Source organism: Variovorax sp. GW821-FHT10B04 (assembly GCF_059415645.1).
In genome coordinates, this window is record NZ_JBWKNQ010000016.1 from 94,888 (window position 1) to 118,626 (window position 23,739).

The 23,739-nt window shown below is 66.5% G+C and carries 22 protein-coding genes; 12 read left to right on the plus strand and 10 right to left on the minus strand.

Annotation, left to right across the window (positions count from 1 at the left end):
* Position 1: 1 nt before the first annotated feature.
* The 6 genes from AC07PZ_RS28905 to AC07PZ_RS28930 all read left to right on the plus strand — a co-directional run bounded on the left by AC07PZ_RS28905 (position 2) and on the right by AC07PZ_RS28930 (position 4,368).
* Positions 2-382 carry a hypothetical protein gene (locus AC07PZ_RS28905; RefSeq protein WP_495298617.1) on the plus strand — a complete coding sequence of 127 codons (381 nt, stop codon included), beginning with the start codon at positions 2-4 and terminating at the stop codon, positions 380-382.
* A 114-nt stretch (positions 383-496) separates the two neighbouring features.
* A complete protein-coding gene (locus AC07PZ_RS28910; protein WP_495298618.1) occupies positions 497-2,023 on the plus strand; it encodes a DUF637 domain-containing protein in 1,527 nt (508 codons plus the stop codon).
* Positions 2,020-2,379, plus strand: coding sequence for an immunity 8 family protein (locus AC07PZ_RS28915; protein ID WP_495298619.1), 360 nt, complete (start codon positions 2,020-2,022; stop codon positions 2,377-2,379). The genes AC07PZ_RS28910 and AC07PZ_RS28915 overlap by 4 nt, the downstream gene beginning before the upstream one ends.
* Positions 2,380-2,413: 34 nt before the next feature.
* Positions 2,414-2,968: a barstar family protein gene (locus AC07PZ_RS28920; protein WP_495298620.1), complete on the plus strand. Its 555-nt coding sequence runs from the start codon at positions 2,414-2,416 to the stop codon at positions 2,966-2,968.
* A gap of 379 nt (positions 2,969-3,347) precedes the next feature.
* Positions 3,348-3,605, plus strand: a complete 258-nt coding sequence (locus AC07PZ_RS28925) for a hypothetical protein (protein ID WP_495298621.1) — start codon at positions 3,348-3,350, stop codon at positions 3,603-3,605.
* Positions 3,606-3,855: 250 nt separating this feature from the next.
* On the plus strand, positions 3,856-4,368 hold the full coding sequence (locus AC07PZ_RS28930; RefSeq protein WP_495298622.1) for a GNAT family N-acetyltransferase: 513 nt from the start codon (positions 3,856-3,858) through the stop codon (positions 4,366-4,368).
* Here AC07PZ_RS28930 and mmsB read toward each other — a convergent pair.
* From mmsB to AC07PZ_RS28950, 4 genes are read right to left on the minus strand one after another with little or no spacing between them, the layout of a single operon-like run.
* Positions 4,340-5,239, minus strand: coding sequence for a 3-hydroxyisobutyrate dehydrogenase (mmsB, locus tag AC07PZ_RS28935; protein ID WP_495298623.1), 900 nt, complete (start codon positions 5,237-5,239; stop codon positions 4,340-4,342). The two genes, AC07PZ_RS28930 and mmsB, sit on opposite strands and share 29 nt — an antisense overlap.
* A gap of 51 nt (positions 5,240-5,290) precedes the next feature.
* The gene (locus tag AC07PZ_RS28940; protein WP_495298624.1) at positions 5,291-6,406 is read right to left on the minus strand and encodes an enoyl-CoA hydratase/isomerase family protein; all 1,116 of its coding nucleotides are present in this window, start codon (positions 6,404-6,406) and stop codon (positions 5,291-5,293) included.
* A 42-nt stretch (positions 6,407-6,448) separates the two neighbouring features.
* Positions 6,449-7,603: an acyl-CoA dehydrogenase family protein gene (locus AC07PZ_RS28945; RefSeq protein WP_495298625.1), complete on the minus strand. Its 1,155-nt coding sequence runs from the start codon at positions 7,601-7,603 to the stop codon at positions 6,449-6,451.
* 10 nt (positions 7,604-7,613) lie between these two features.
* Positions 7,614-9,137, minus strand: a complete 1,524-nt coding sequence (locus tag AC07PZ_RS28950; protein ID WP_495298626.1) for a CoA-acylating methylmalonate-semialdehyde dehydrogenase — start codon at positions 9,135-9,137, stop codon at positions 7,614-7,616.
* Between the two features lie 139 nt (positions 9,138-9,276).
* Here AC07PZ_RS28950 and AC07PZ_RS28955 point away from each other — a divergent pair, with 139 nt between their 5' ends.
* A complete protein-coding gene (locus AC07PZ_RS28955; protein WP_495298627.1) occupies positions 9,277-10,173 on the plus strand; it encodes a LysR family transcriptional regulator in 897 nt (298 codons plus the stop codon).
* Positions 10,174-10,213: 40 nt separating this feature from the next.
* Here the strand turns inward: AC07PZ_RS28955 and AC07PZ_RS28960 are convergent, their stop codons facing one another.
* The 3 genes from AC07PZ_RS28960 to bglX all read right to left on the minus strand — a co-directional run bounded on the left by AC07PZ_RS28960 (position 10,214) and on the right by bglX (position 14,501).
* Positions 10,214-10,618: a surface-adhesin E family protein gene (locus AC07PZ_RS28960; protein ID WP_495298628.1), complete on the minus strand. Its 405-nt coding sequence runs from the start codon at positions 10,616-10,618 to the stop codon at positions 10,214-10,216.
* 132 nt (positions 10,619-10,750) lie between these two features.
* Positions 10,751-12,157 (minus strand): CoA transferase, encoded by a 1,407-nt coding sequence (locus AC07PZ_RS28965; RefSeq protein ID WP_495298629.1) that lies wholly within the window; start codon positions 12,155-12,157, stop codon positions 10,751-10,753.
* Between the two features lie 25 nt (positions 12,158-12,182).
* A complete protein-coding gene (gene bglX, locus AC07PZ_RS28970; RefSeq protein ID WP_495298630.1) occupies positions 12,183-14,501 on the minus strand; it encodes a beta-glucosidase BglX in 2,319 nt (772 codons plus the stop codon).
* 214 nt (positions 14,502-14,715) lie between these two features.
* Here bglX and AC07PZ_RS28975 point away from each other — a divergent pair, with 214 nt between their 5' ends.
* A complete protein-coding gene (locus AC07PZ_RS28975) occupies positions 14,716-16,383 on the plus strand; it encodes a glucan biosynthesis protein G (protein ID WP_495298631.1) in 1,668 nt (555 codons plus the stop codon).
* A 51-nt stretch (positions 16,384-16,434) separates the two neighbouring features.
* On the opposite strand, the gene AC07PZ_RS28980 is transcribed toward AC07PZ_RS28975, so the two are convergent.
* Positions 16,435-17,073 (minus strand): 3-oxoacid CoA-transferase subunit B, encoded by a 639-nt coding sequence (locus AC07PZ_RS28980; protein WP_495298632.1) that lies wholly within the window; start codon positions 17,071-17,073, stop codon positions 16,435-16,437.
* 1 nt (position 17,074) lies between these two features.
* Complete coding sequence (locus AC07PZ_RS28985) at positions 17,075-17,890, minus strand: CoA transferase subunit A (protein WP_495298633.1); 816 nt, start codon at positions 17,888-17,890, stop codon at positions 17,075-17,077.
* Positions 17,891-17,979: 89 nt separating this feature from the next.
* On the opposite strand from AC07PZ_RS28985, the gene AC07PZ_RS28990 reads away from it, so the two are divergent.
* From AC07PZ_RS28990 to AC07PZ_RS29000, 3 genes are all read left to right on the plus strand, one after another.
* A complete protein-coding gene (locus tag AC07PZ_RS28990) occupies positions 17,980-18,579 on the plus strand; it encodes a LuxR C-terminal-related transcriptional regulator (protein ID WP_495298634.1) in 600 nt (199 codons plus the stop codon).
* A 105-nt stretch (positions 18,580-18,684) separates the two neighbouring features.
* Complete coding sequence (locus tag AC07PZ_RS28995; protein ID WP_495298635.1) at positions 18,685-20,280, plus strand: OpgD/OpgG family glucan biosynthesis protein; 1,596 nt, start codon at positions 18,685-18,687, stop codon at positions 20,278-20,280.
* A 292-nt stretch (positions 20,281-20,572) separates the two neighbouring features.
* Positions 20,573-21,811 (plus strand): MFS transporter, encoded by a 1,239-nt coding sequence (locus AC07PZ_RS29000; protein ID WP_495298636.1) that lies wholly within the window; start codon positions 20,573-20,575, stop codon positions 21,809-21,811.
* Here the strand turns inward: AC07PZ_RS29000 and AC07PZ_RS29005 are convergent.
* A complete protein-coding gene (locus AC07PZ_RS29005; RefSeq protein ID WP_495298637.1) occupies positions 21,798-22,217 on the minus strand; it encodes an FKBP-type peptidyl-prolyl cis-trans isomerase in 420 nt (139 codons plus the stop codon). The genes AC07PZ_RS29000 and AC07PZ_RS29005 overlap by 14 nt on opposite strands.
* Positions 22,218-22,350: 133 nt before the next feature.
* On the opposite strand from AC07PZ_RS29005, the gene eat reads away from it, so the two are divergent.
* Positions 22,351-23,721, plus strand: coding sequence for an ethanolamine permease (gene eat, locus AC07PZ_RS29010; RefSeq protein WP_495298638.1), 1,371 nt, complete (start codon positions 22,351-22,353; stop codon positions 23,719-23,721).
* Positions 23,722-23,739: the final 18 nt, after the last annotated feature.

The window sequence follows — 23,739 nt, forward strand, 5'->3', positions numbered from 1 at the left end:
CATGCGAAACAGAAAAAGAGCGCCCGCATTGGCTCACTTGGCCGCCAGCTTTATGGGCATGGGCCTTGACCCAGAACTCGCCAAAGACTACTGGCTGGGAAAGGATGAGCCTTGGAACGCAACGCACGACGTAACCAACAGGTTTGCAAAATTGGCGTATATGTATTCAGCTTCTGCGGTGGTTCAAATAGGTGTCCCTATTTTTCTTCTAATCGCCATTTCGTCATTAATTCGCACTCCACGGGGCGCACCTTTGCAAATACCCAGCATGGCTTGGCGCATCAACGCTGTTCTTATGCTCTGCGGAATTGCGACTGGTCTTCTTATGGCCTTCTTCGCGTGGAGAAGGATCAAGAAACAACGAAGAGCGACGGAAAGCTGAGTTGAGCTCCGCCAGCTGGTCAGGCCTCAGCAAGCATCGAGCGGCCGCGCACTGTGCTCGACCACGTGGCCGGGCTCTACGTAGCGTAACGACGCTGCCTATGGACCGCTCACGATGGTGGCGAACAACGCCCCCCTTGCAGGTGCGACGGTGTTCAGAAGCGGCAGCGCCACCCCGGCCGGGCGGGCAGCGATCGCGTTCCATGACAACGGCGGCAACCTGGGCAAGGTGTTCGATGAGTTGGGCAGCAGCCAGAGCATTCGGAGCATCGCGACCGCGATGGCCACTGCAGGTGCGCTGGCCGGCATGGGCCTCAATTCGACCGGGCAGGCCACCGCGAACTCGGGACAGCAGCAGTTCATCGACCAACTCACGCAGAACGTGAAGGCCGGCGCGGCGACGGCGCTGATCAAGACCGCCATCAACGGGGGCAGCCTGGCGGACAACCTGACCGACAGCCTGAAGCTCGCGTTCCTGAACACGCTGGCCGCGCAGACCGCCGACGCGATCGGTGACGCAGCACTCGATGCGTTCATCAACAAGGTGGCGCATGCCATCGCAGGCTGCGCGGTCGGGGCTGCGAATGCGGGCAATTCGGGCGGGTGCGCGGCCGGTGCCATCGGTGCCGCGATCGGGGAGATGACGGCGGAGTCGATCGGCCGGCGCGATGACACGGTGGCCGTGGCCTCGCTGATGGCGGGGGTTGCCGCAGCGCTGGCCGGTGGCGATGCGGCGCAAGTCAATCTGGCTGCGGGTGCGGGTGGCAATGCGGCAGCGAATAACTACCTGAGCCATGACGAGGCTGCCGCGCGCGAGCGTCTCAAGGACAAGCAGCGCCAAGGCTTGACACTCACGGCGTCGGAGCAGACCACGCTCGACACCCTGGAGATCACGGACATCGCGCGCGATCTGGCCTTGCGCGACGCGTGCAAGGCGCCGGGTGACGCCTGCGACACGGCACGTCGTGGACTGAATGCAGCGCTGAACTCGTACGCGTCTGGCGCGGCTCCCATGACCGATGCACGGCTGAGTGCCATCGGAAACGCGGCTGTCGTGGCCGAGCGCAATCAGGACATTGCGTTGGGCAATGATCCGAGCTTGGCGGCACAGAGCCTGCTCGATAGCTTCAAGGAGTTCGCGGTGCCGCAACTCACTGGCTATGTGTTGGGAGCGGCACTTGGGGCTTATGTCAATGAAGCGAGGGCGATATATGCGGCAATAAAGGCGGAGAGCACCATTGCTGCGCCCGTTACTTCGGAAGGGGCGGCGAGTCCGGCGACGCTACCTAGTCTAAGAACACAACTGGATGTAGAGAACCTGGCCAATATTGCGAAGCTGGACCCAAGGCTCGCTGCCGCTATTAACGGAAGTGGGAAAAGCAATCCAAACTTCGCTATAGGTAGCGCAACCGAAACAGAAGCAGAACAATTGGGGAAAATCTGGGTGGGTGACGGAGCACGCCTCACAGCAAATCAAAATGCCTGCCCAGGATGTCTAATTAGCGCGGATGGCACAAGAATTTATCGCCCGCCGCAGGCAAAATCATTTCCTCAGGCGATCACGGGCGTGCAAGCAAATTTTGTCAAACAAACGACCACAGGAGTTCTGACCAGCAACGGTCATTTGAACATAAATAGATGAATGCAGTTCTTAAAGGATTATGGACGGACAGCCCGGATTTCACTTTGGAGAACTACCTTCCAGGCGACCCGGGCTATTTTGGATTGTGGGTCGAAATGAAGATAGGTCCAAGCGACTCGGATGCCGCAGACGGTTTTCGATTATTGGTCTGCTCAATGGAATGGCTCAAAAATAATCATGACTGGAAATCTGCTTTTTGGGGACGACATGTTCTATTTCTTTCGAGCTATGACGTTGCCAGAATGAAATCAGAAATTCACAAAATGATTGAAGCTTGCGAGGAGAGCAGTTGGAGCAAGGCCGCAAGAAAAATATCAAGATTTGCGGCTTGGGAATTTGAGGACTATCAAACGTAATCCATGGCCGTTGCCCGCATCCTGCAGCGTCTGAGTGTGGCTGCCCGACGCTGGCGATCGGGCCTATGCCAACGCCATCTCGCCGTTCGTCGAACAACTGCAGAGACAGCTGATGGACGGTGCGGGCAGTGCGCTCGTCCGCAATGCCATCAGCGGCACCAGCCTGGAGGATAAGCTCGCTTCGATAGGAGTCATCATCTTTAAAACAGGAATTAACTTAATGGGCAACGATGAAATTAATCTCATCGAAATCAACAACCCGGCTACACCGGTTTTTTTAATTGAGGAGCAGATCACCAATGGGAATGAATTTTACAATGCAATTCGCACTCGATTGCCGCTGGACCCGCCATTGATTGGCGTCACTTTAAACTGGGACGCATTAACCGACTCCTTATGGGGCGGTATTTTTAATTTAAAAGCCTCTGATGCATTGATAATCTGGAAGGGGTACATGACGACGGAGAAAAATGATCCGAGCAATTATTTAACTGCTTTAACGGTCCTCGAAACGATCGCTCACACACTAAGCAACCCCGAATATGGGGCAGGAAGAACGACGAGACTTTCGATCCTGATGAGTCGCTGATTGGCAAACGAGGCGCGAGGATGCAACTGGGGGGTAGGCGACCTCACCAACCGTGGCCCCAATGCCTCGGCCCCCATAACGCTGGCATTGAGACAGGGAATTTACAGTCGAGCCAAGGCTTAAGACTGCCTCGCGTTGCCGAATACCGCGCCTGACCGACACCAACAGTTATCAAGACTTCGAAGAAGCCATGCCCGCAAGACAACGATCAGGGTAATTTGGTGTCCGGCAAGAAAGGCTAAGCAGCAACAGTCAGCTTGGTCACTTCCCTTCGCTGGGAACTATTCATGCCCCACCCCGACCCCGCCATTAACGTCCGGTCCGTCGAAGGCCCTTTCCTGCATCTGACCTAAACCCCAAGGGCGCTATAGAAGGCGCGATGATCGCGACCGACGGCGTCCGGACGCAGTTCGTCACCGATCCGCAAGACCCGACAGGGATCGAACGCTTCGCCGGCCTCCGCCAAGGCCAGGCACTGACCATCGAGGATACGGAAGCGCCTCCCTCACCCAAGGGCGAGTCGGACCACACCGTGTACCGCTTCAAGCGGCTCTGCAACGTCCGACGGCCGCGAAACCGACCGCTGCGTGCCAACAACGGCATCCGCGGCACCACGGTGCGCTTCAATCACGCCTAGCACGGGGAGCCCAACGGCGTCGTACTGGACAACGGCGACTTCGCACCTACCCGCCCGGACGGCCTGAAACGGCTCCGTCTGCAGATCGGCGTGCGGTGCGTGCCGACGGCCCAGCGCGACCACTGGTGGACGGCGCCGGCCGGGGTGATCGATGCCGTGAGCGTCAACGGACAACCCGTCGGCCCGGCGCACTGAGACGGATCGCGCCATCGCAAGCGTCCGGCGATGGCGGGCGGTATCCTGGCCGGCCATGCATGACCCATCGCCTCTGATCCGACGCTTTCAGCCGGGCGACGAGCCCGCCCTCTTCCGCGTTTTCTTCAGCGCCATCCACCAGGTGGCATCGCGCGACTACACCCAGCAGCAGATCGATGCCTGGGCACCACCCGACATGGACACGACCCAGTGGACCGCACGCATGCGAGGCATCCAGCCTTTCGTCGCGCTGCTCGGCGACGAAATCGTGGGCTACGCGGACCTGCAGCCGAGCGGCTACATCGACCAGTTTTTCGTATCAGGCGCACATCCGCGCCAGGGCATCGGGCGGCTGCTGATGGCACGCATCCACGAAGAAGCAGCGCATCTCAGCATCGCGGTGCTGACGTCGGATGTGAGCCTCACGGCCGAACCCTTCTTCGCGCGCCACGGCTTCGAGGTGGTGCAACGCCAGCAGCCGGTGCGGCGCGGCGTGGCGCTGGCCAATGCGCGGATGCGCAAGGCGCTCGCGCCCCCGATCAGCCCTTCAGCGCCTGCACCAGCTTGATGACGCTGGAGAAATCCAGCGCGCCGTGCCCGGCCAGGCTGTGCGCGGCATACAGGTTGCGCGCCAGGCCACCGAGCGGCGTCGACGCGCGCACCGCGGCGGCGTTTTCCTGCGCGAGGCCCAGGTCCTTCAGCATCAGGTCGGTGCCGAAACCGCCCGCATAGTTCTTCGAGGCCGGCGAGGTTTCCATCACGCCCGGCAGAGGGTTGTACTTCTCGAGCGCCCAGTTGCCGCCGGAGCTGCGCCGCATGATCTCCGAGAGCACCTTCGGGTCCAGCCCATTCGCCACGCCCAGCGCGATCGCCTCGGACGTGCCGATCATCAGCACGCCGAGCAGCATGTTGTTGCAGATCTTGGCGGTCTGGCCTGCGCCCGCTTCACCGGCGTGGAAGATGTTCGTGCCCATCTTCTCGAGCACCGGCCGCGCGCGCTCCAGGTCGGCTGCGCTGCCGCCGACCATGAAGGTCAGCGTGCCCGCGATGGCGCCGCCGGTGCCGCCCGACACCGGCGCGTCGATCATCGCGACGCCGCGCCTGGCCGCTGCTTCCGCGACCTTGCGCGACGTGGCGGCGGCGATCGTGCTGCTGTCGATCACCAGCGTGCCGGGCGCGATGTTCTCGAGGATGCCGGGCTGTCCGTTGCTGCCCAGGTAGAGGCCCTCGACATGCGCGCTCGCCGGCAGCATGCTGACCACCACCTCGGCGTCGGCCAGGGTGGCGGCGGCGGACGCGGCGATCGGCAGGCCGTCGGCCGCGAACTTGTCGCAGGCGGCCTTCGACAGGTCGAAGGCGCTGAGCGTATGGCCGGCCTTCAACAGGTTCAGGGCCATCGGGCCGCCCATGTTGCCGAGGCCGATGAATGCGATCTTCATGTGTCTTGTCTCCGAGTGGTTATGGGATGAAGGTGCGGTGCCGCCGCGGCGTCAGACCAGCGACGCGAGCTCGCCCGGCATGTCGCTGCGCGCGCGCAAGTGGTCTTCGACGAACGCGGGCGTGATCTCTTCCAGCGTGGCCGGCAGCCACTTCGGGTTGCGGTCCTTGTCGACCAGCACCGCGCGGATGCCTTCCGCAAAGTCCTTGTGTGCGCAGAAGCCCAGCGACGCCCAGTATTCGAGACGGAACACCTCGGCCAGCGACATGCGCGGCACGCGCTGCCAGAGCGCCCACGACAACGCGACCGAACTCGGCGCGCCCTTGGCGAAGGTCTTCACGGCCGTCTGCAGCCACGGGTCTTCGCTCTGCAGCGAGCGCAGGCGCTGCGCGATGTCGAGCAGATCGTCGCCCGCCAGCAGGTCGTTGATCAGGTCGAAGTGCTCGCGCAACTTCGAGGCCGGCTTGACCGCGCCTTCGGCGGCGTGCGCCAGCAGCTTCGACAGCAGCGCGCGGTCGGCATCGGCCTCGCCCTTCCAGGGCGCGGTGCCGATCGCCTCGACGACCGCCGCCTTCGCCGCATGCGGCACCTGCACGTCGGCCAGGCCCGCGAAGATGGCGTCGCTGGCGTTGATCTGCGCGGCCGTGAACGCGAGGAACAGGCCGGTGCGGCCGGGCGCACGGCGCAGGAACCAGCTGCCGCCGACGTCGGGATACAGGCCGATGTTGACCTCGGGCATCGCGACGCGGCTGCCTTCGGTGACCACGCGATGCGAGCAGCCTGCCAGCAGGCCGACGCCGCCGCCCATCACGATGCCGTGGCCCCAGCACAGGAAGGGCTTCGGAAAGGTGTGGATCAGGTGGTCGAGCTCGTATTCCTCGCGGAAGAAATCTTCCGCATAGGTGTTGCGCTCGGCGCCGCAGTCGAGCAGCGTCTGGTAGAGCTGGCGCAGGTCGCCGCCGGCGCAGAAGGCCTTCTCGCCGGCCGCGTCCATCAGCACGCCGACGACGCCTGTGTCGGCGGCCCAAGCGCGCAGTTGCGGCGTCAGCAGCCGGACCATGTCGACCGACAGCGCATTGAGCGACGCCGGCGCGTTCAGCGTGGCGACGCCGAAGCGCTGGCCGTTGGCGGTGGGGATTTCCTTGAAGAGAACGACGGGTTCGGTCATCTGTGATTCTTTGAGAGTGAAAGACGAGGGCAGACCCGATTCTTACCGGATGTCAGCATCGCCTTCGAGCAGCTTGCGGGCGATGATGACCCGCATGATTTCGTTGGTGCCTTCGAGGATCTGGTGCACGCGCGTGTCGCGCACCAGCCGCTCCAGCGGGAACTCCGCGAGGTAGCCGTAGCCGCCGTGCAACTGGAGCGCGTCGTTGCACACGTTGAAGCCCGCATCGGTCGCGAAGCGCTTGGCCATCGCGCAGTAGGTGCTGGCGTCGGCATGGCCGGCATCGAGCTTGCTGGCGGCCATGCGCACCATCTGGCGCGCGGCGACCAGCTCGGTCGCCATGTCGGCCAGCTTGAACTGCAGCGCTTGGAAGCTCGCGAGCGGCTTGCCGAACTGCTGGCGGTCGTGCAGGTAGCCGCGCGCCGCATTCAGCGCGCCCTGCGCTGCGCCGACCGAGCAGGTCGCGATGTTGATGCGCCCGCCGTCCAGCCCCTTCATCGCGATGCGGAAGCCCTCGCCTTCGCCGCCCAGCAGATGGTCGGCCGGCACGCGCACGTTGTCGAAGGCGATGGTGCGGGTGGGCTGGCTGTTCCAGCCCATCTTGTGCTCCTTCTTGCCATAGCTGACGCCGGGCGCATCGGCCGGCACCGCGAAGGCCGAGATGCCGCCCGCGCCGCCACCGCCAGTGCGCGCCATCAGCACCAGCACGTCGGTCGAACCCGCGCCGCTGATGAAGGCCTTGCCGCCGTTGATGACGTACTCGCCGCCCTGCAGCTCGGCGCGCGTCTTGAGCGAGCCCGCATCGGACCCGGCGCCGGGTTCGGTCAGGCAGTACGACGCGAGCTTGCGTCCGCTCGTCAGCTCGTCGCCCCAGGTCTTGCAGACGGCCTCGGTGCCCCAGGTGCCGAGCATCCAGGTCGCCATGTTGTGGATCGTGATGAAGGCCGTGGTCGACGGATCGACCGCGGCCATCTCCTCGAACACCAGCGTGGCGTCGAGCCGCGGCAGCGCGAGGCCGCCGATGCGCTCGGGCGCATAGAGCCCGCAGAAGCCGAGCTCGCCGGCCTTGGCGATCGCGTCCTTCGGGAAGAAGGCCTCGGCGTCCCAGCGCGCGGCGTTCGGCGCGAATTCGCTGGCGGCGAACTCGCGCGCCGTATCGGCAAAGGCGCGCTGTTCTTCGGAAAGTTCGAAGTCCATGCAGCCGAACTTACTTCAGCGAAATGGTCGTGTTGACGCCCTGGCTCACCGTGCTGTCGTCGAACCAGCGCGCCGTGACGGTCTTGGTCTGCGTGTAGAACATGATGACCTGCTTGCCGTACGGGCCAAGGTCGCCGAGCTTCGACGCGCGCGAACCCGTGAACGAGAACATCGGCACCGGCACCGGGATCGGCACGTTGATGCCGATCTGGCCGACGTCGATCTCCTCCTGGAACTTGCGCGCCGCCGCGCCCGACTGCGTGAAGATCGCGGTGCCGTTGCCGTTCGGGTTGGCGTTGATGAGCTCGATCGCCTCGTCCATGGTGGCGGCATTGGCCAGGCACAGCACGGGGCCGAAGATCTCCTGGTCATAGATGGTCATGCCGGGCTTCACGTCGGCAAAGATCGTCGGGCCGACGAAGTTGCCGTTCTCGTAGCCGGGCACGGTGGGCTTGCGGCCGTCGAGCGCCAGCGTCGCGCCGTCGGCCACGCCGCGTTCGATCAGGCCATTGACGCGGTCGTGTGCAGCGCACGACACCAGCGGTCCGACGTCGACGCCCTTCTCGGTGCCCGCGCCGATCTTCAGCGTCTTCGCCTTGGCGACGAGTTCGGGCACCCACTTCTGCGCATCGCCCACCAGCACCGCGACCGACACCGCCATGCAGCGCTGGCCCGCAGCGCCGAAGCCGGCACCGGCCAGTGCATTGAGCGTCTGCTCCTTGTTGGCGTCGGGCATGACGATGGCGTGGTTCTTCGCGCCCATCATGCATTGCACGCGCTTGCCGGTCGGGATCGCGCGGTTGTAGACATGGGTGCCGACCTTGGTCGAGCCGACGAAGCTGATCGCCTTGATGTCCTTGTGGTCGCAGATCGCGTTGACGACCGATTCGCCGCCATGGATCACGTTGAGCACACCCGGCGGAATGCCGGCTTCGAGCGCGAGCTCGCACAGGCGCATGGTGACCATCGGGTCCTGCTCGGACGGCTTGAGCACGAAGGTGTTGCCGGTGGCGATGGCCATCGGGAACATCCACAGCGGAATCATCGCGGGGAAGTTGAACGGCGTGATGCCGGCGCACACGCCCAGCGGCTGCAGCAGCGTGTACGTGTCGACGCCGTTGGCCACGTTGTTGGCCAGCTCGCCGAGCTGCAGGTTGCCGATGCCCGAAGCGTGCTCGACCACCTCGAGGCCGCGGAACACGTCGCCCTCGGCGTCCGGCAGCGTCTTGCCCTGTTCGGCCGTGAGGATCGCGGCCAGCTCGGCCATGTTCTCGCGGATCAGTTGCTGGTACTTCAGGAAGATGCGCGAACGCGCGCCGATGGGCGTCTTCTTCCAGGTCTTGAACGCTTCCTTGGCGGACGCCACCGCGGCATCGACCTCGGCCTGCGTCGCGAAGGGCACGCGGGCCAGCACTTCCTGCGTGGCCGGATTGACGACGTCGCGCCATTCGGTGGTCGTCGATTCGACGAACTTGCCGCCGATCAGCAGCTTGACGGTGGCGACCTGGGTGGTCGGCTTGACTTTGGCGTCCATGGGTTTTGTCTCCTGTGTCTGGAAAGCGGTACAGCCGGTGATCCTAGCTTTGCACTTTTGCGATAGCAATAGACAAATGTGCGCGTATGGTTTGCGAAAATGCAAAGCTTGACCGAGCACACGCCACTGGAGATTGCCGATGGACTGGGACAACCTGCGCTTCTTCCTGGAGCTCGCGCGCGCCGGCACGCTGCAAGGCGCCGCGCGGCGGCTGGAAGTCGACCACACCACGGTCGCGCGCCGCATCCAGGCGCTCGAAAAACAGGTCGGCTCCGCGCTGTTCTCGCGCGAAGCCGGCGGACATCGGCTGACCGAGGCGGGACGCCGCCTGCAACCGCAGGTCGAGGCCATGGAGAGCGCCTTCCGCACGGTCGAACGCACCGCGCCCGCCGCGCAGGAAGGCCTTTCGGGCGTGGTGCGCATCGGCGTGACCGAAGGCTTCGGCACGGTGGTGCTCGCGCCGCAACTGGCGCGCTTCGCGCAGCAGCATCCCCGGCTCACGATCGACCTGCTGGCGATGCCGCGGCTCGTGCACCTGTCGCGGCGCGAGGCGGACATCGTGATCTCGCTGGCGCGGCCGGCGCGCGGGCCGGTGGTGGTGAGCAAGCTGGCCGACTACGTGCTGCGCCTGTACGCCTCGGTCGACTACCTGGACGCGCACCCACCGATCCGCACGCCGGACGACCTGCGCGGGCACAGCTTCATCAGCTACGTGGACGACCTGCTGTTCAGCAAGGAGCTGCAGTTCCTCGATGGCCTGTACAAGCCCGATGCCTTCGCGCTGCGCAGCACGAGCATCCTGGCGCAGCACCGCGCGGTGGCCGCGGGCGCGGGCATCGCGGTGCTGCCGGCCTTCATCGGCGAGGCCGATGCGCGGCTGCAGCGCGTGCTGCCCGCCCTGGCCAATTTCACCCGGACGTTCTGGATGTCGATGCCGGCCGAAACCAAGCACCTTGCACGCATGCAGACGGTCTGGAATTTCCTGAAGGAAACGGCCGAGGCGCGAAAGGCCTTGCTCGACGGCGCCACGGCCTGATCACCGCCCGATCACGGCGCGCCAGACGCCGGCCGGCGAATCAGCTGCTGCGCAAACGGCAGGCCGCACGGATGATCCGGCTCGTCGGGTTCGGCGACATGTCGCGGAACAGCATCGGCTTCGGGTCCTTCGCGTAGTCCGTCGTGAGATGCGGCGTGCCCTGCCAGAGCGGCGCCATGTAGAAGGTCGCCATCCGGTAGTCCGCGCGCCGGGCGCGGCAATCGAAGGCGACTTCGGATTCATACGACCTGTAGGGCACGCCTTCCCAGTTGGCGCGCAGCGTCGAACGGCTCACGCGCACGTTCATCGTCTTCAGCGGGCCGTCGACGCCCAGCGCGACCGGATCGACCTGCACGGTGTCCACCGAGGCATCCGCCGGATTGCCCGCGACCGTGAACCATGTGGTCTGCGCAGGGGCCTGCGCCTGCGCCAGCACACTGACCATTGCTGTTCCTACTGCGACCCAAAGCTTCACGCCCGATTCCCCCGTCTGTATGAAATTTTCATTACAGATTTTAGAAACCGTATCGGGCCCCGCACCACGACTTCCATGCCAATGGATGCGTAGGAAGCCGCCTCAGGGCCAGGACGGCGCGTGCCGGCCGGGCGGCTCCGACGGACGAGGCCAATGGGCGGGCGTGCGGCCGAGGATGGCGCTGTGCCGCACCGCGCACAGCGTGCCGAAGCCCGAAGCCGATGTCTCGACCCAGGGCGACGGGTCGGCCTTCGGCGCGTCGAAACCATGGGCCACGCGGCCGAGCGACCGCAGCCAGTGCCCCGTCTGCGCCAGCGACACCTGGACATGCCAGCTGCCGCCTTCGCGCTGTTGCCGGTGCAGCGCGGCGGCCGCACCGAAGGCGATCAGGTAGCCGGTCGCCTCGTCGAGGATCTGCATCGGCAGCGGGCGCGGCCTGGCCTCTCCGCCGGCCGCGGCGGCCTCGCCCTCCGCCTGGTTGAAACCCATCGCGGTCTGCACCAGCGAGTCGAAACCGCGGCGACCGGCCCACGGCCCTCGCGTGCCGTAGGCGGTGAGCGACACGCAGACGATGCCCGGACGCTGCTGCGCCAGCGCTTCCGGCCCGAAACCCAGCGCGGCCAGCCCGCCGGGACGGTAGCCCTGCACGAAGACATGCGCGTCACCCACGAGCGCGCGCAGCGTGGCCTTCCCCTCGGGCGAGCGAAGGTCGACGTGCGCCGACAGCTTGCCGCGGCTGGTGTCGGCGATCGCATCGATGTTCGGCAGATGGGGCGAATTGACGAGCAGCACGTCCGCACCGTAGGCGGCCAGCGCCTTGCCGCCGACCGGCCCGGCAAGGATGCGCGTCAGGTCGAGCACGCGCAGGCCACTCAACGGGCGCGCGTCGGCGGACAGCGGCGGCAGCGTCCGCGGTGGCGCGTCGCCGATGCGTTCGATCGTGAACAACGGCTGCGCGGCAATCGCCTGCCCTTGCGGCGTGGCGTCCCATTGCGAAAAGCTGCGCAGCGCCGTGACGACCAGCTTGCGCTCCGCCGCAGCGGATTCGAAATCGAGCGCGCGCCAACCAAGCAACGCCTGCTCGGCGTCGCTGCGCCGAGCGGTCGCCGGGTCGAGCCCGAGCAGCCGCAGCGCGCCTTCCCGGTGATGCCTGAAATTGGCGTGGATGCGCACGTAGCCGTCGGCGCAGCGGTAGAGGCCCGAGAACGCATCCCACAGGTCGGGCACCTCGCCATCCAGGCTGAACCATCCGGTGCATTCGACGGCCGCGTGCAGCATGTCGACGCTCACGGCCTGGCGCACGGTGCCGCGCTGGTGGCCCAGCTCGCAGGCGGCCAGCGCCGCCGCGGCAATGGTGCTCTGAGCCGCCGTGCCGACCGCGAAGGACGACGGCACGACGGGTTCGGCGCCATCGAGCCGCGCGAAGCCCAGGGCTGCTTCGGGCAAGCCCGCCTGCAGCCACAGGCTGCGCAGGACCTGCGTTGCATCGGGGAAGTTCACGGCGCTCATCGACCGGCCTTTCATTGAAACCTAGCTACTGCAGGTCGAAGCCCTGCTCGCGCACGGCCTGCGAATCCAGCCCGATCTGCACGTTGAAGCGGCCCGGCTCGGCCACTTGGCGGAGCTGCGCGTTGAAGAACTTCAGCTTGTCCTCGTCGATCGGGAAGCGCAGCACGCGCTCCTCGCCGGGCTGCAGCAGGACCTTGCGGAAATCCTTCAGTTCCTTGACCGGCCGGACCACCGAGGCGGCCACGTCCTGGATGTAGAGCTGCACCACGGTCTCGCCGGCGCGCTGGCCGACGTTCTTCACCGTCACGGCCGCCTCGACGCTGCCGCCGCGCGCCATCGTGCGGCTCGACAGCACCACGTCGGACAGTGCGAAGTCGGTGTAGCTCAGGCCATAGCCGAAGGGGTACAGCGGGCCGGTGACTTCCTCGAAATACTGCGAGGTGTAGTTGCCCGGCTTGCCTTCGGTGAAGGGCCGGCCGAGCCGCGCGTGGTTGTAGTAGGTCGGGATCTGGCCGACCGAGCGCGGGAACGAGATCGGCAGCTTGCCCGAGGGGTTGTAGTCGCCGAAGAGCACGTCGCCGATCGCGTTGCCGCCTTCGGTGCCGGTGTACCAGGTCTCGAGGATCGCGTCGGCCTCCTTCTGCTCGCGCTGCAGCGCGAGCGGCCGGCCGTTCATCAGCACCAGCACCAGCGGCTTGCCGGTGGCCTTCAGCGCGGTGATCAGGTCGCGCTGGCTCTGCGGCAGGTCGAGGCTGGTACGGCTCGACGATTCGTGCGACATGCCGCGCGCCTCGCCCACCGCGGCCACGATCACGTCGGCCCGCTCGGCGGCCTTCACGGCCTCCGCGATCATGTCGGCCGGCGTGCGCTTGTCCTGCGTGACCTCGGGCGCATCCCAGTTCAGGAAGTTCAGGTACTTGACGATGCCTTCGTCGTTGGTGATGTTGGCGCCGCGCGCGTAGATCACGCGGCCGGTCTTGCCGACCGCCGCGTCCAGGCCCGCGCGCAAGGTCACCGAACTCTTGTCGTAGCCGGCCGCCGACCAGCTGCCCAGCATGTCGATCGGCGCATCGGCCAGCGGGCCGACCAACGCGATGGTGGCCGACTTCGACAGCGGCAGCGTGCGGTTGCGGTTCTCCAGCAGCACCATCGACTTGCGTGCGACGTCGCGTGCCGCAGGGCGATCGAGGCGGCTCTGGGCGTTGAGGTCCGGCGGATCGTCCGCCGCCACGCCGATGCGCAGGTACGGGTCCTTGAACAGGCCCATGTCGTACTTGGCGCCGAGCACCTCGCGCACCGCGTTGTCGATGTCCTGCACGCCGACTTCGCCGGACTGCACCAGGCCGGGCAGTTCCTTCAGATAGACCGAGTCGGCCATGCTGAGGTCGATGCCGTTCTTGATGGCGAGCTTGGCGGCCTCGCGCTCGTCCCTGGCAACGCCATGGCGGATCAGCTCGACGATGGCGCCGTGGTCGCTCACGGCCACGCCCTTGAAGCCCCAGTCCCTGCGCAGCAGGTCCTGCATCAGCCAGGTGTTGGAGGTGGCGGGCACGCCGTTGATCGAGTTCAGCGCGACCATCACGCCGCCGGCGCCCGCGTCGAGCGCGGCCTTGTACGGCGGCAGGTAGTCCTGGTACATGCGCATCGGGCTCATGTCGACCGTGTTGTAGTCGCGGCCGCCTTCGACCGCGCCGTACAGCGCGAAGTGCTTCACGGCGGCCATGATGTGGTTGGCCGCCACCGGCACGGTGTTGCCCTGGAAGCCCTTGACGGCCGCCTTGGCGATTTCGGACACCAGGTACGGGTCTTCGCCGAAGCCTTCGGAGGTGCGGCCCCAGCGCGGGTCGCGCGAGATGTCGACCATCGGCGCGAAGGTCATGTCGACCGAGTCGGCCGCGGCCTCGCGGGCGGCGGTGCGCGCCATCACGTCGACCGTGGCCATGTCCCAGCTCGATGCGAGGCCGAGGCCGATCGGGAAGGTCGTGCGGTGGCCGTGGATCACGTCGTAGGCGAAGAACATCGGGATCTTCAGCCGGCCCTTCATGGCCGCGTCCTGCAGCCGGCGGTTGTCGGGCCGGTTCACCGAATTGAAGGTGCCGCCGACACGCCCCGCGGTGATCTCTTCGGCCAGTTGGGCGATCGGCATCTCGGGGCCGATGCTGATGAGCCGGAGCTGGCCGATCTTCTCGTCCAGCGTCATCTTGGCGAGCAGGTCGGCAACGAAAGCCGTCTTGTCGCTCGTCTTGCCGATGCTTGGGGTGGTGGGTGCAGCTGGCTGCGCCTGCACGAAGGCCAGCGGGCTGGCCAGGCCGGCCATGAGGACCAGCAGATACCGCTTTTTCATTCAGTGACTTTCATTCAAGTGGATCGCAGCGTGCGTCGATTCCCCTCGCGCACGCCCTCCGGGGATGGGCTGAATTGTGAGGCTCGGATGCTAAGCTAAGCCCATGTTTGCCCGCCGGTCCTCGTGCTTGCCTGCGACCGCCGTCTCGCCCTCCGCCGCCCCTGCATGCGAGCCTGCGGGCCATCCTCCCCATTGCGTTTCACGGAATCCATCCATGCCCCTCAGCACCGCCCACCGCAAACGAAAGACCCTCGCCCTGCTCGGCATGGCCTCCGCCGTGTCGCTGCTCTGGGCCGGCCAGGCCCAGGCGTTCTCGATCGACGACGTCACCACCCAGGCCCGCGCCCTGATGGAAAAGCCCTACGTCGCGCCGGTGAACAACCTGCCGCCGGTGTTCAGCGGCATGCAGTTCGCCGACTACCAGAAGATGCAGCCGCGCACCGACCGCTTCGAGTGGCGCGACCTGCAGACGCCGTTCCGGCTGAACTTCTATCACCAGGGCATGCAGTTCAATTCGGCGGTGCGCATCAACGAGATCACGGCCGACGGCGTGCAGGAGATCAAGTACGACACCGATCGCTTCGACTTCGGCAACCTGAACTTCGACAAGGGCGCGACCAGCACGCTCGGCTATGCGGGCTTCCGGCTGCTCTACCCCGTGAACCAGCCCGACAAGCTCGACGAGATCGTGAGCTTCCTGGGCGCCAGCTATTTCCGCGTGATCGGCAAGGGCCAGGTCTATGGGCTGTCGAGCCGCGGGCTGGCGATCGACACCGCACCGCCCGGCGGCGAGGAATTCCCGAACTTCCGCGAGTTCTGGATCCAGCAGCCCGGACCGAAGGACCAGCAGGTCGTGATCTACGCGCTGCTCGACTCGCCACGCGCCACCGGCGCCTACCAGTTCATCGTGACGCCTGGCGGCAAGGACGCGGTGGTCGACGTGCAGGCCAACATCTTCGTGCGCGGCGACATCAACACGCTCGGCGTCGCGCCGCTGACCAGCATGTTCCTGTACGGGCCGAACCAGCAGTCCGACCTGAAGCGCAACTTCCGCCCGGCCATCCACGACTCCAACGGCCTGTCGATCCACACCGGCACCGGCGAATGGCTGTGGCGCCCGCTGAACAACCCGCGCAACCTCGCGATCAGCTCTTTCGAGGTCGAGAACCCGAAGGGCTTCGGCCTGCTGCAGCGCGGCCGCGAGTTCTCGCGCTATGAAGACCTGAAGGACCGCTACGACCTGCGCCCGAGCGCATGGATCGAACCGCAGGGCAACTGGGGCAAGGGCCACGTCACGCTGATGGAGATCCCGACGCCCGACGAGACCAACGACAACATCGTCGCCTTCTGGACGCCCGAGGCGCCGACCCAGCGCGGCCAGATGCTGCAGTTCGCCTACCGCATGCACTGGACGACCGACGAGCCGGCGCTGCACGACGCCGACAACGCCTGGGTGAAGCAGACCTTCCACACCGACAGCGAGGAACTGCAGGCCAACCTGATCCGCAAGCTGGACGGCAACAGCGCCTTCCTGATCGACTTCGAAGGCCCGGCGCTGGCCAACCTGCCGACCGGCACCGCCGTCACGCCGCAGGTGAGCGTGGGCGACAACGCCGAACTGCTCGACGTCGGCATCCAGCGCAATCCGGCCATCAAGGGCTGGCGCGTGACGCTGCGGGTGAAGGTGAAGAACCCGGCGCTGCCGGTCGAGATGCGCGCCGCGCTGCTCCAGGACAACAAGCCGGTCAGTGAAACCTGGAGCTACCAGCTGCCGGCGAATCCGCAATTGCAGCCGCAGGGGCAGGCGATGCCGGGTGCGGGCGTCGCGACACCGGCCGATGCGCCGCAGGTCGCACCGGCGGCGCCGAAGACCACGCCTTGAGCGTGGCGCGCCGCGAGGCCTCGGCACCGCCGGGGCTCGCGGCGACGGCGATCAGCGGATCAGCGTGACGCCGGTCTTGGCCTGCAGCGTGTCGAAGCTCACGCCATCGGCGATCTCGACCACGCGCAGGCCTTCGGGCGTGACGTCCAGCACGGCCAGGTCGGTGATGATCCGGTCGACCACGCCGACGCCGGTCAGCGGCAGCGTGCACTTCGGCAGGATCTTCAGGTCTTCGGTGCCGTCCTTCTTCTTCGCGACGTGTTCCATCAGCACGATCACGCGCTTCACGCCGGCCACCAGGTCCATGGCGCCGCCCATGCCCTTGACCATCTTGCCGGGGATCATCCAGTTGGCGAGGTCGCCCGTTTCGCTGACCTGCATCGCGCCCAGGATCGACAGGTTGATCTTGCCGCCGCGGATCATGGCGAAGCTGTCATGGCTGCCGAAGATGGCTGAGCCGGGCAGCGTGGTGACGGTCTGCTTGCCGGCGTTGATCAGGTCGGCGTCGACCTCGTCCTCGGTCGGGAACGGGCCGATGCCGAGCATGCCGTTCTCGCTCTGCAGCCAGACTTCCTTGGTGCCGGTGTGGTTGGCCACCAGCGTCGGAATGCCGATGCCGAGGTTCACGTAGAAGCCGTCTTCGAGTTCCTGCGCCGCGCGTGCGGCCATCTGGTCTTGGGTCCAGGGCATGTCAGGCTCCCTCTTTCTTGTTGGCGGGGACGGTGGGGACTGGCACTTCGCTGCCGGCTGCAGCCTGTGCAATGGCGGCTTGCGCCTCGACCTTGGCGGCTGCGGCATCGACCGGCGCCGATGCGCTCACGGTGCGCTTCTCGATGCGCTTCTCGGGCGTCGCGTTGAGCACGATGCGGTGCACGTAGATGCCCGGCAGGTGGATGTCGTCAGGCGCGAGTTCGCCTACTTCGACGATCTTCTCGACCTCCACGATGCAGACCTTGCCGGCCATCGCCGCGGCCGGGTTGAAGTTGCGGGCCGTCAGGCGAAAGCGCAGGTTGCCGGACGTGTCGGCCACGTCGGCCTTGACCAGCGCCACGTCGGGCACCAGAGAGCGCTCCATCACGTAGGTCTCGCCATCGAAATCGCGCAGTTCCTTGCCCTCGGCCACCTGGGTGCCGACACCGGTCTTGGTGAAGAAGGCCGGAATGCCGGCGCCGCCGGCGCGCAGCTTTTCGGCCAGCGTGCCTTGCGGCGTGAATTCGAGCTCGAGTTCGCCGGCCAGGTACTGGCGCTCGAACTCCTTGTTCTCGCCGACGTAGCTGGCGATCATCTTCTTGATCTGCCGCGTCTCGAGCAGCTTGCCGAGACCGAAGCCGTCGACACCCGCGTTGTTCGACACGCAGGTCAGGTCCTTGACGCCGCTGTCCTTCAGCGCCTCGATCAGCGCCTCGGGAATGCCGCACAGGCCGAAGCCGCCGACAGCGAGCATCTGGCCATCGGCCACGACACCCTTGAGCGCCGCAGTGGCGTCGGGATAAATCTTGTTCACCATGGCTTGTGATCCTCGCTCGGTGATGGTTGATGGAAGAGAACAAAAACTGCAACGACGATACTACGTAGCCGTATACGTAGTATTTCGTAATGGCGACACCTGAGACGTCCGCATCACCGCCGCTTCGGACACCCGACGACCTCGACTACCGGCGCGCCTTCGAGCACGCGCCGGTCGGCATGGTGCTGTCGCGCAATCGGACCATGGTCGACTGCAACGCGCAACTGTGCGAGATGTTCGGCGCCACGCGGCAGGCGCTGGTCGGCCAGTCCTTTCGTGTGCTCTACCCAAGCGTCGCCGAATTCGAGCGGATCGGCAAGCGCATGGAGCCGATCCTGAACGCAAGCGGCCGCTACGCCGACAACCGCATGATGCGGCGGCTCGACGGCCCGCTGCGCGGCGAGACCTTCTGGTGCCACGTGACCGGCCATGCGCTGAACCGCGCGCAGCCGCACGAAGCCGGCATCTGGACTTTCGAGGACCTGGGCTCGCGCCGCGCAGGCAAGGCCCAGCTCACGCCGCGCGAGCGCGAGGTCGCCGCGCAGGTGATGCAGGGGCTGACGTCCAAGGAGATCGGCCGCGTGCTCGGCATCAGCCATCGCACGGTCGAACTGCACCGGGCGCGGCTGATGCGCAAGTACGGCGCCGCGACCACGGCCGAACTGGTGCAGAAGCTCATGGCGGGCTGAGGCGCGCCACGCCGCCGGGCGCGTGCGGCCTGCGCCTACACCCCGGACAGGAGCAGCTCGGCACCATCGCATGCCGATCACCACCGACGCTCACCGCGCCTCTGCATGCTCGACCGACGTTCCTTTCTCGCTGCCGGCGGCGCCTCGCTGGCACTCGCATCCCTTGGACTTTCCGCCGAAGCGCTCGCTGCCACCGGCCTCAAGCTGGGCACGCCCAGCCCCTTTTCCTTCGATCGCCTGACGGCACTCGCGAAATCGCTCGCGGCCAAGCCCTACGTCGCCGACAAGCCGCCCGCGCCCGAGGTGGTCGACCGCATCGACTACGAGGCGCACGGCAAGATCCGCTTCGACACCGAGAGCGCCCTGTTCCGCAACGGACCCGGCGCCTTCCCCGTCACCTTCTTCCATCTGGGCCGCTTCTTTCCGGCGCCGGTGCACATGCACGTGCTGGACGCGGCCGGCGAGTCGCAGGCGCGCGAGATCCTCTACGACCCGGCCTACTTCACGATGCCGCCCGACAGCCCGGCGCGGCAGTTGCCTCAGGGCGCGGGCTTTGCGGGCTTCCGCTTCCAGGAGAGCCGGCTCGGTGACCCGCAGAAGCTCGATTGGCAGAAGAACGACTGGGTCGCCTTTCTCGGCGCCTCGTACTTCCGCGCGATCGGCGGGCTCTACCAATACGGACTGTCGGCCCGCGGCATCGCGGTGAACGTGGCCGTGCCGGACGGACCGGAGGAATTCCCCGCCTTCACCCGCTTCTATTTCGAGCCGCCGGCCGATGGCGGCGACAGTGTCACGGTGCATGCCTTGCTCGAAGGGCCGAGCATCACCGGCGCCTACCGCTTCGTCATGCAGCGCACGCAGGCCGTGGTGATGGACATCGAGTGCCGGCTGTTCCTGCGGCGCGACGTGGCCCGGCTCGGCATTGCGCCGTTGACGTCGATGTTCTGGTACGGCGAGACCACCAAGCCGACCGGCATCGACTGGCGGCCGGAGGTGCACGACTCCGATGGTTTGGCGATGTGGACCGGCGGCGGCGAACGCATCTGGCGGCCATTGAACAACCCGGCCCAGCCGCGTGCGTCGGCCTTCGCCGATGCGAAGCCCCACGGCTTCGGCCTGTTGCAGCGCGACCGCAACTTCGACCACTACCAGGACGGCGTGTTCTACGACAGGCGCCCGAGCCTGTGGGTCGAGCCGGTCGGCGACTGGGGCGAAGGTTCGGTCCAGCTGATCGAGATCCAGACCGATGACGAGATCCACGACAACATCGTCGCCTTCTGGGTGCCGAAAGCGCCGGCCACGCAGGGCTCGGCCTACGCGCTGCGCTACCGCCTGCACTGGACCGACCGCGAGCCCTATGCGCCGGCACTGGCCGAATGCGTGGCGACCCGCGTCGGCCGTGGTGGACAGCCGGGCCAGCCCAGGCCAGCGGGCGTGCGCAAGTTCATGGTCGAGTTCCGTGGCGGCACGCTGGCCAACCTGCCCTTCGGAACCAGGCCCGAGCTCATGCTGACGGCATCGCGCGGCACCTTCTCGTACACCTTTTCGGAGCCGGTACCGAACGGCGTGCCCGGCCATTGGCGGGCGCAATTCGATTTCAGCGTCGACGGCACGGAACCGGTCGACCTGCGGCTCTACCTGAAGACCGGCGACCAGGCGTTGACGGAAACCTGGCTGTATCAATACCAGCCCGCTACCTGAGTTTCAAAGGCTTCGTCGACTTCCAGGTGCAGACCACTCCGCCGGGCCGCGTGAGCACGCCCGACGAAATGGCCAAGGCCGTGGTCTTCCTGGCCTCGGACGACAGCAGTGACAACGCCGCGGTGCCTCGTGGACGGCATCGAGTCGTTCGTCGATGGCGGCGTGGTGCAGATCCGATGTCCTGCGGCGCATTGTTGGCCACCAGGAAACACACTACTGGCGCCAGGTGTCTTGGTCGCCGGCGGCGGACCGACCACACTGCGAGGCCGTTCCGCTCTCCCAATTTCCGCCGATGAATCCGCCGTCTTCCTGCTCCACTTGCGATGAACTGATCGCGGCGCCCAGCCCGGTCGCTGCCAGCACGCCGCGCTCCGCCTGGCTGGCCGTCACCTCCATCGCCGTCGGCACCTTCGTGATGGTGACGACCGAGTTCCTGCCGGTCGGCCTTCTCACCGACATCGCGCAAGGACTGAACGTGTCCGCCGGCACGGCCGGGCTGATGGTAACCATGCCCGGCGTGCTGGCCGCCCTGGCGGCGCCCGCTCTCACGGTGGCGGCCGGCCGGCTCGACCGCCGGACCGTGGTGCTGTCGCTCACGGCGCTGCTGCTGGTGTCGAACCTGCTGGCCGCTTTCGCGCCCGGCTTCTCGACGATGCTGGTGGCGCGCATGCTGCTCGGGCTGTGCGTCGGCGGTTTCTGGAGCTTTGCGCCGGCGGTCGGCACGCAACTCGTGCCGGAGGCCGATCGGCCGCGGGCGATGTCGATGATCCTGGCCGGCATCTCGGTCGGCACGGTGCTCGGCGTGCCGGCCGGCGCCCTGCTCGGCAGCCTCGCCGGATGGCGTTCCGCATTCGCCGCGTCGGCGGCACTCACCGTCGTCGTGCTGCTGGTGCAACTCTGGCTGCTGCCTGCCGTTCCGGCGGCGCGCGCCATCCGGGTCACCGACCTGCTGATGCCGCTGACGCGGCGCGTCGCAGCCGTCGGCCTGGCGGCGGTGGTGCTGCTCGTGGCCGGCCACTTCGCCGCCTACACCTATCTCAAGCCGCTGCTGCAGGATGTGTTCGCGCTGTCGCCGACGATGGTCACGGCCCTGCTGCTCGTCTATGGCGCAGCCGGCTTCGCGGGCAACTTCATCGGTGGCCACCTGGTGGCACGCAGCGCGCTGTCGGCCTTGCTGGCGACCGCACTGCTGCTGGCCGCATCGCTGTTGCTGTCGACGATGGTGGGCACCGGCCTGATCGCCGGGATGGCGGTCGTGATCGCCTGGGGCATTGCCTTCGGCATGGTGCCGCCGTCCGCCACCGGCTGGATGCTCCAGGCCTTGCCCGACGCGCCCGAAGCCGGTCAGGCGATGCTGGTGATGGCGTTTCAGGTGGCGATCGCATCCGGCGCGCTGCTGGGCGGCCTGGCAGTGGACGGCAGCGGTATCGCGAGTGCGATGCTGCTCGGCAGCGCGCTGGTGCTGGGCGCGGCGACCGTGGCGATCGCCTTCGGGCGTGCGCGGCGCACGCCGGCGCTCAACGCCCCCTGACCGAGATCAGCTCGACCTCGAAGTTCAGCGTGGCGTTCGGCGGGATCACGCCGCCCGCGCCGCGCGAGCCATAGGCGATGGCCGGCGGGCAGGTCAGCTTGGCCTTGCCGCCCGGCTTCATCATCTGCACGCCTTCGGTCCAGCAGGGGATCACGCCGTTCAGCGGAAACTCGATCGGCTCGCCGCGCTTGTAGGAGCTGTCGAACTCCTTGCCGTCGAGCAGCGTGCCGCGGTAATGGACCTTGACGGTGTCGGACGCCGTCGGCGACGTGCCCGTGCCGTCCTTCAGCGACTGGTAGACCAGGCCGCTCGAGGTGGTGACTGGTGCTTTCTGGGCGAAGGCCGCCGGCACGATGCAGGCGGTGACGAGTGCGGCGCAGGCGATGGAACGAAGCGAATGAAACATGAAGCGGTTTCCTTGAAGGTGTGACAACCGGCCATTATTGCGAAGCCGAAAGACGCCCCGATGCCAGCCCCCGGGCGGACATGGCACCGCTCTTGCAGTGCCGCCAGCGTCTCTTGTCACGAAAGAAGCCGCCATGTCTTCCGGTCTGCAGAAAGTACTCGGCCCCTTCCAGCTCTGGGGCATCGCGGTCGGGCTGGTGATCTCGGGCGAATACTTCGGCTGGAGCTACGGCTGGAACACCGCCGGCACCCTGGGGTTCCTGGTCGCGACGGTGCTGGTGGCGACCATGTACACGACCTTCATCTTCAGCTTCACCGAGCTGTCGACCGCGATCCCGCATGCCGGCGGGCCCTTCGCGTATGCGCGGCGGGCCTTCGGGCCCACCGGCGGATTCATCGCGGGCTTCGCGACGCTGATCGAGTTCGTCTTCGCGCCGCCGGCCATCGCGCTCGCGATCGGCGCCTACCTCAACGTGCAGTTCCCCGGCGTCAACCCGAAATGGTTCGCGCTCGGCGCCTACGTGCTGTTCATCGCGCTCAACTGGATCGGCGTGGGCATCGCCGCCGCCTTCGAGCTGTTCGTGACGGTGCTGGCGATCTTCGAGCTGCTGGTGTTCATGGGCGTGGTGGCACCGGGCTGGTCGATGGCGAACTTCGTTGCGCACGGCTGGGCCGGCGGCGATGCCTTCGGCGGCGCGGCGCTGTCGGGCATCTTCGCGTCGATCCCGTTCGCGATCTGGTTCTTCCTCGCGATCGAGGGCGCGGCCATGGCCGCCGAGGAGGCGCGCGATCCGCATCGCACGATCCCGATCGCCTACACCACCGGCATCGTGACGCTGGTCGTGCTGGCCTTCGGCGTGATGATCTTCGCGGGCGGTGTGGGCGACTGGCGCCAGCTGGCCAACATCAATGACCCGCTGCCGCAGGCGATGAAGGCCGTGGTCGGCGGCAGCAGCGGCTGGCTGCACATGCTGGTGTGGATCGGCCTGTTCGGGCTGGTCGCGTCCTTCCACGGCATCACGATGGGCTATTCGCGCCAGATCTTCGCGCTCGCGCGCGCCGGCTACCTGCCCGGCTATTTCGCGGCGCTGAGCCCGCGCTTCAACACGCCGCATCGCGCACTGCTGGCCGGCGGCGTGGTGGGCGTGATCGCGATCTTCAGCGACGAGTGGGTGTCCTTTGGCGGGCAGACGCTCACCGCCAATATCGTGACGATGGCCGTGCTCGGCGCGATCGTGATGTACCTCGTGTCGATGGCCGCGCTGTTCCGCCTGCGCCGCACCGAGCCTTCATTGCCGCGCAGCTACCGCGCGCCGTTCTATCCGGTGTTCCCGGCCATCGCGCTGGTGCTCGGCGTGGTGTGCCTGGGTGCAATGGTCTGGTTCAACGGCCTGCTGACGCTGCTCTTCCTGCTGCTGATGGCGATGGCGTGGGCGTACTTTCTGGCCACCGGCAAACAGCGCGCGGCGGCGGCGCCCGATGCGATGCTGTCCGTGAAGGACTGAACCGCGCCGGGCGCTGCG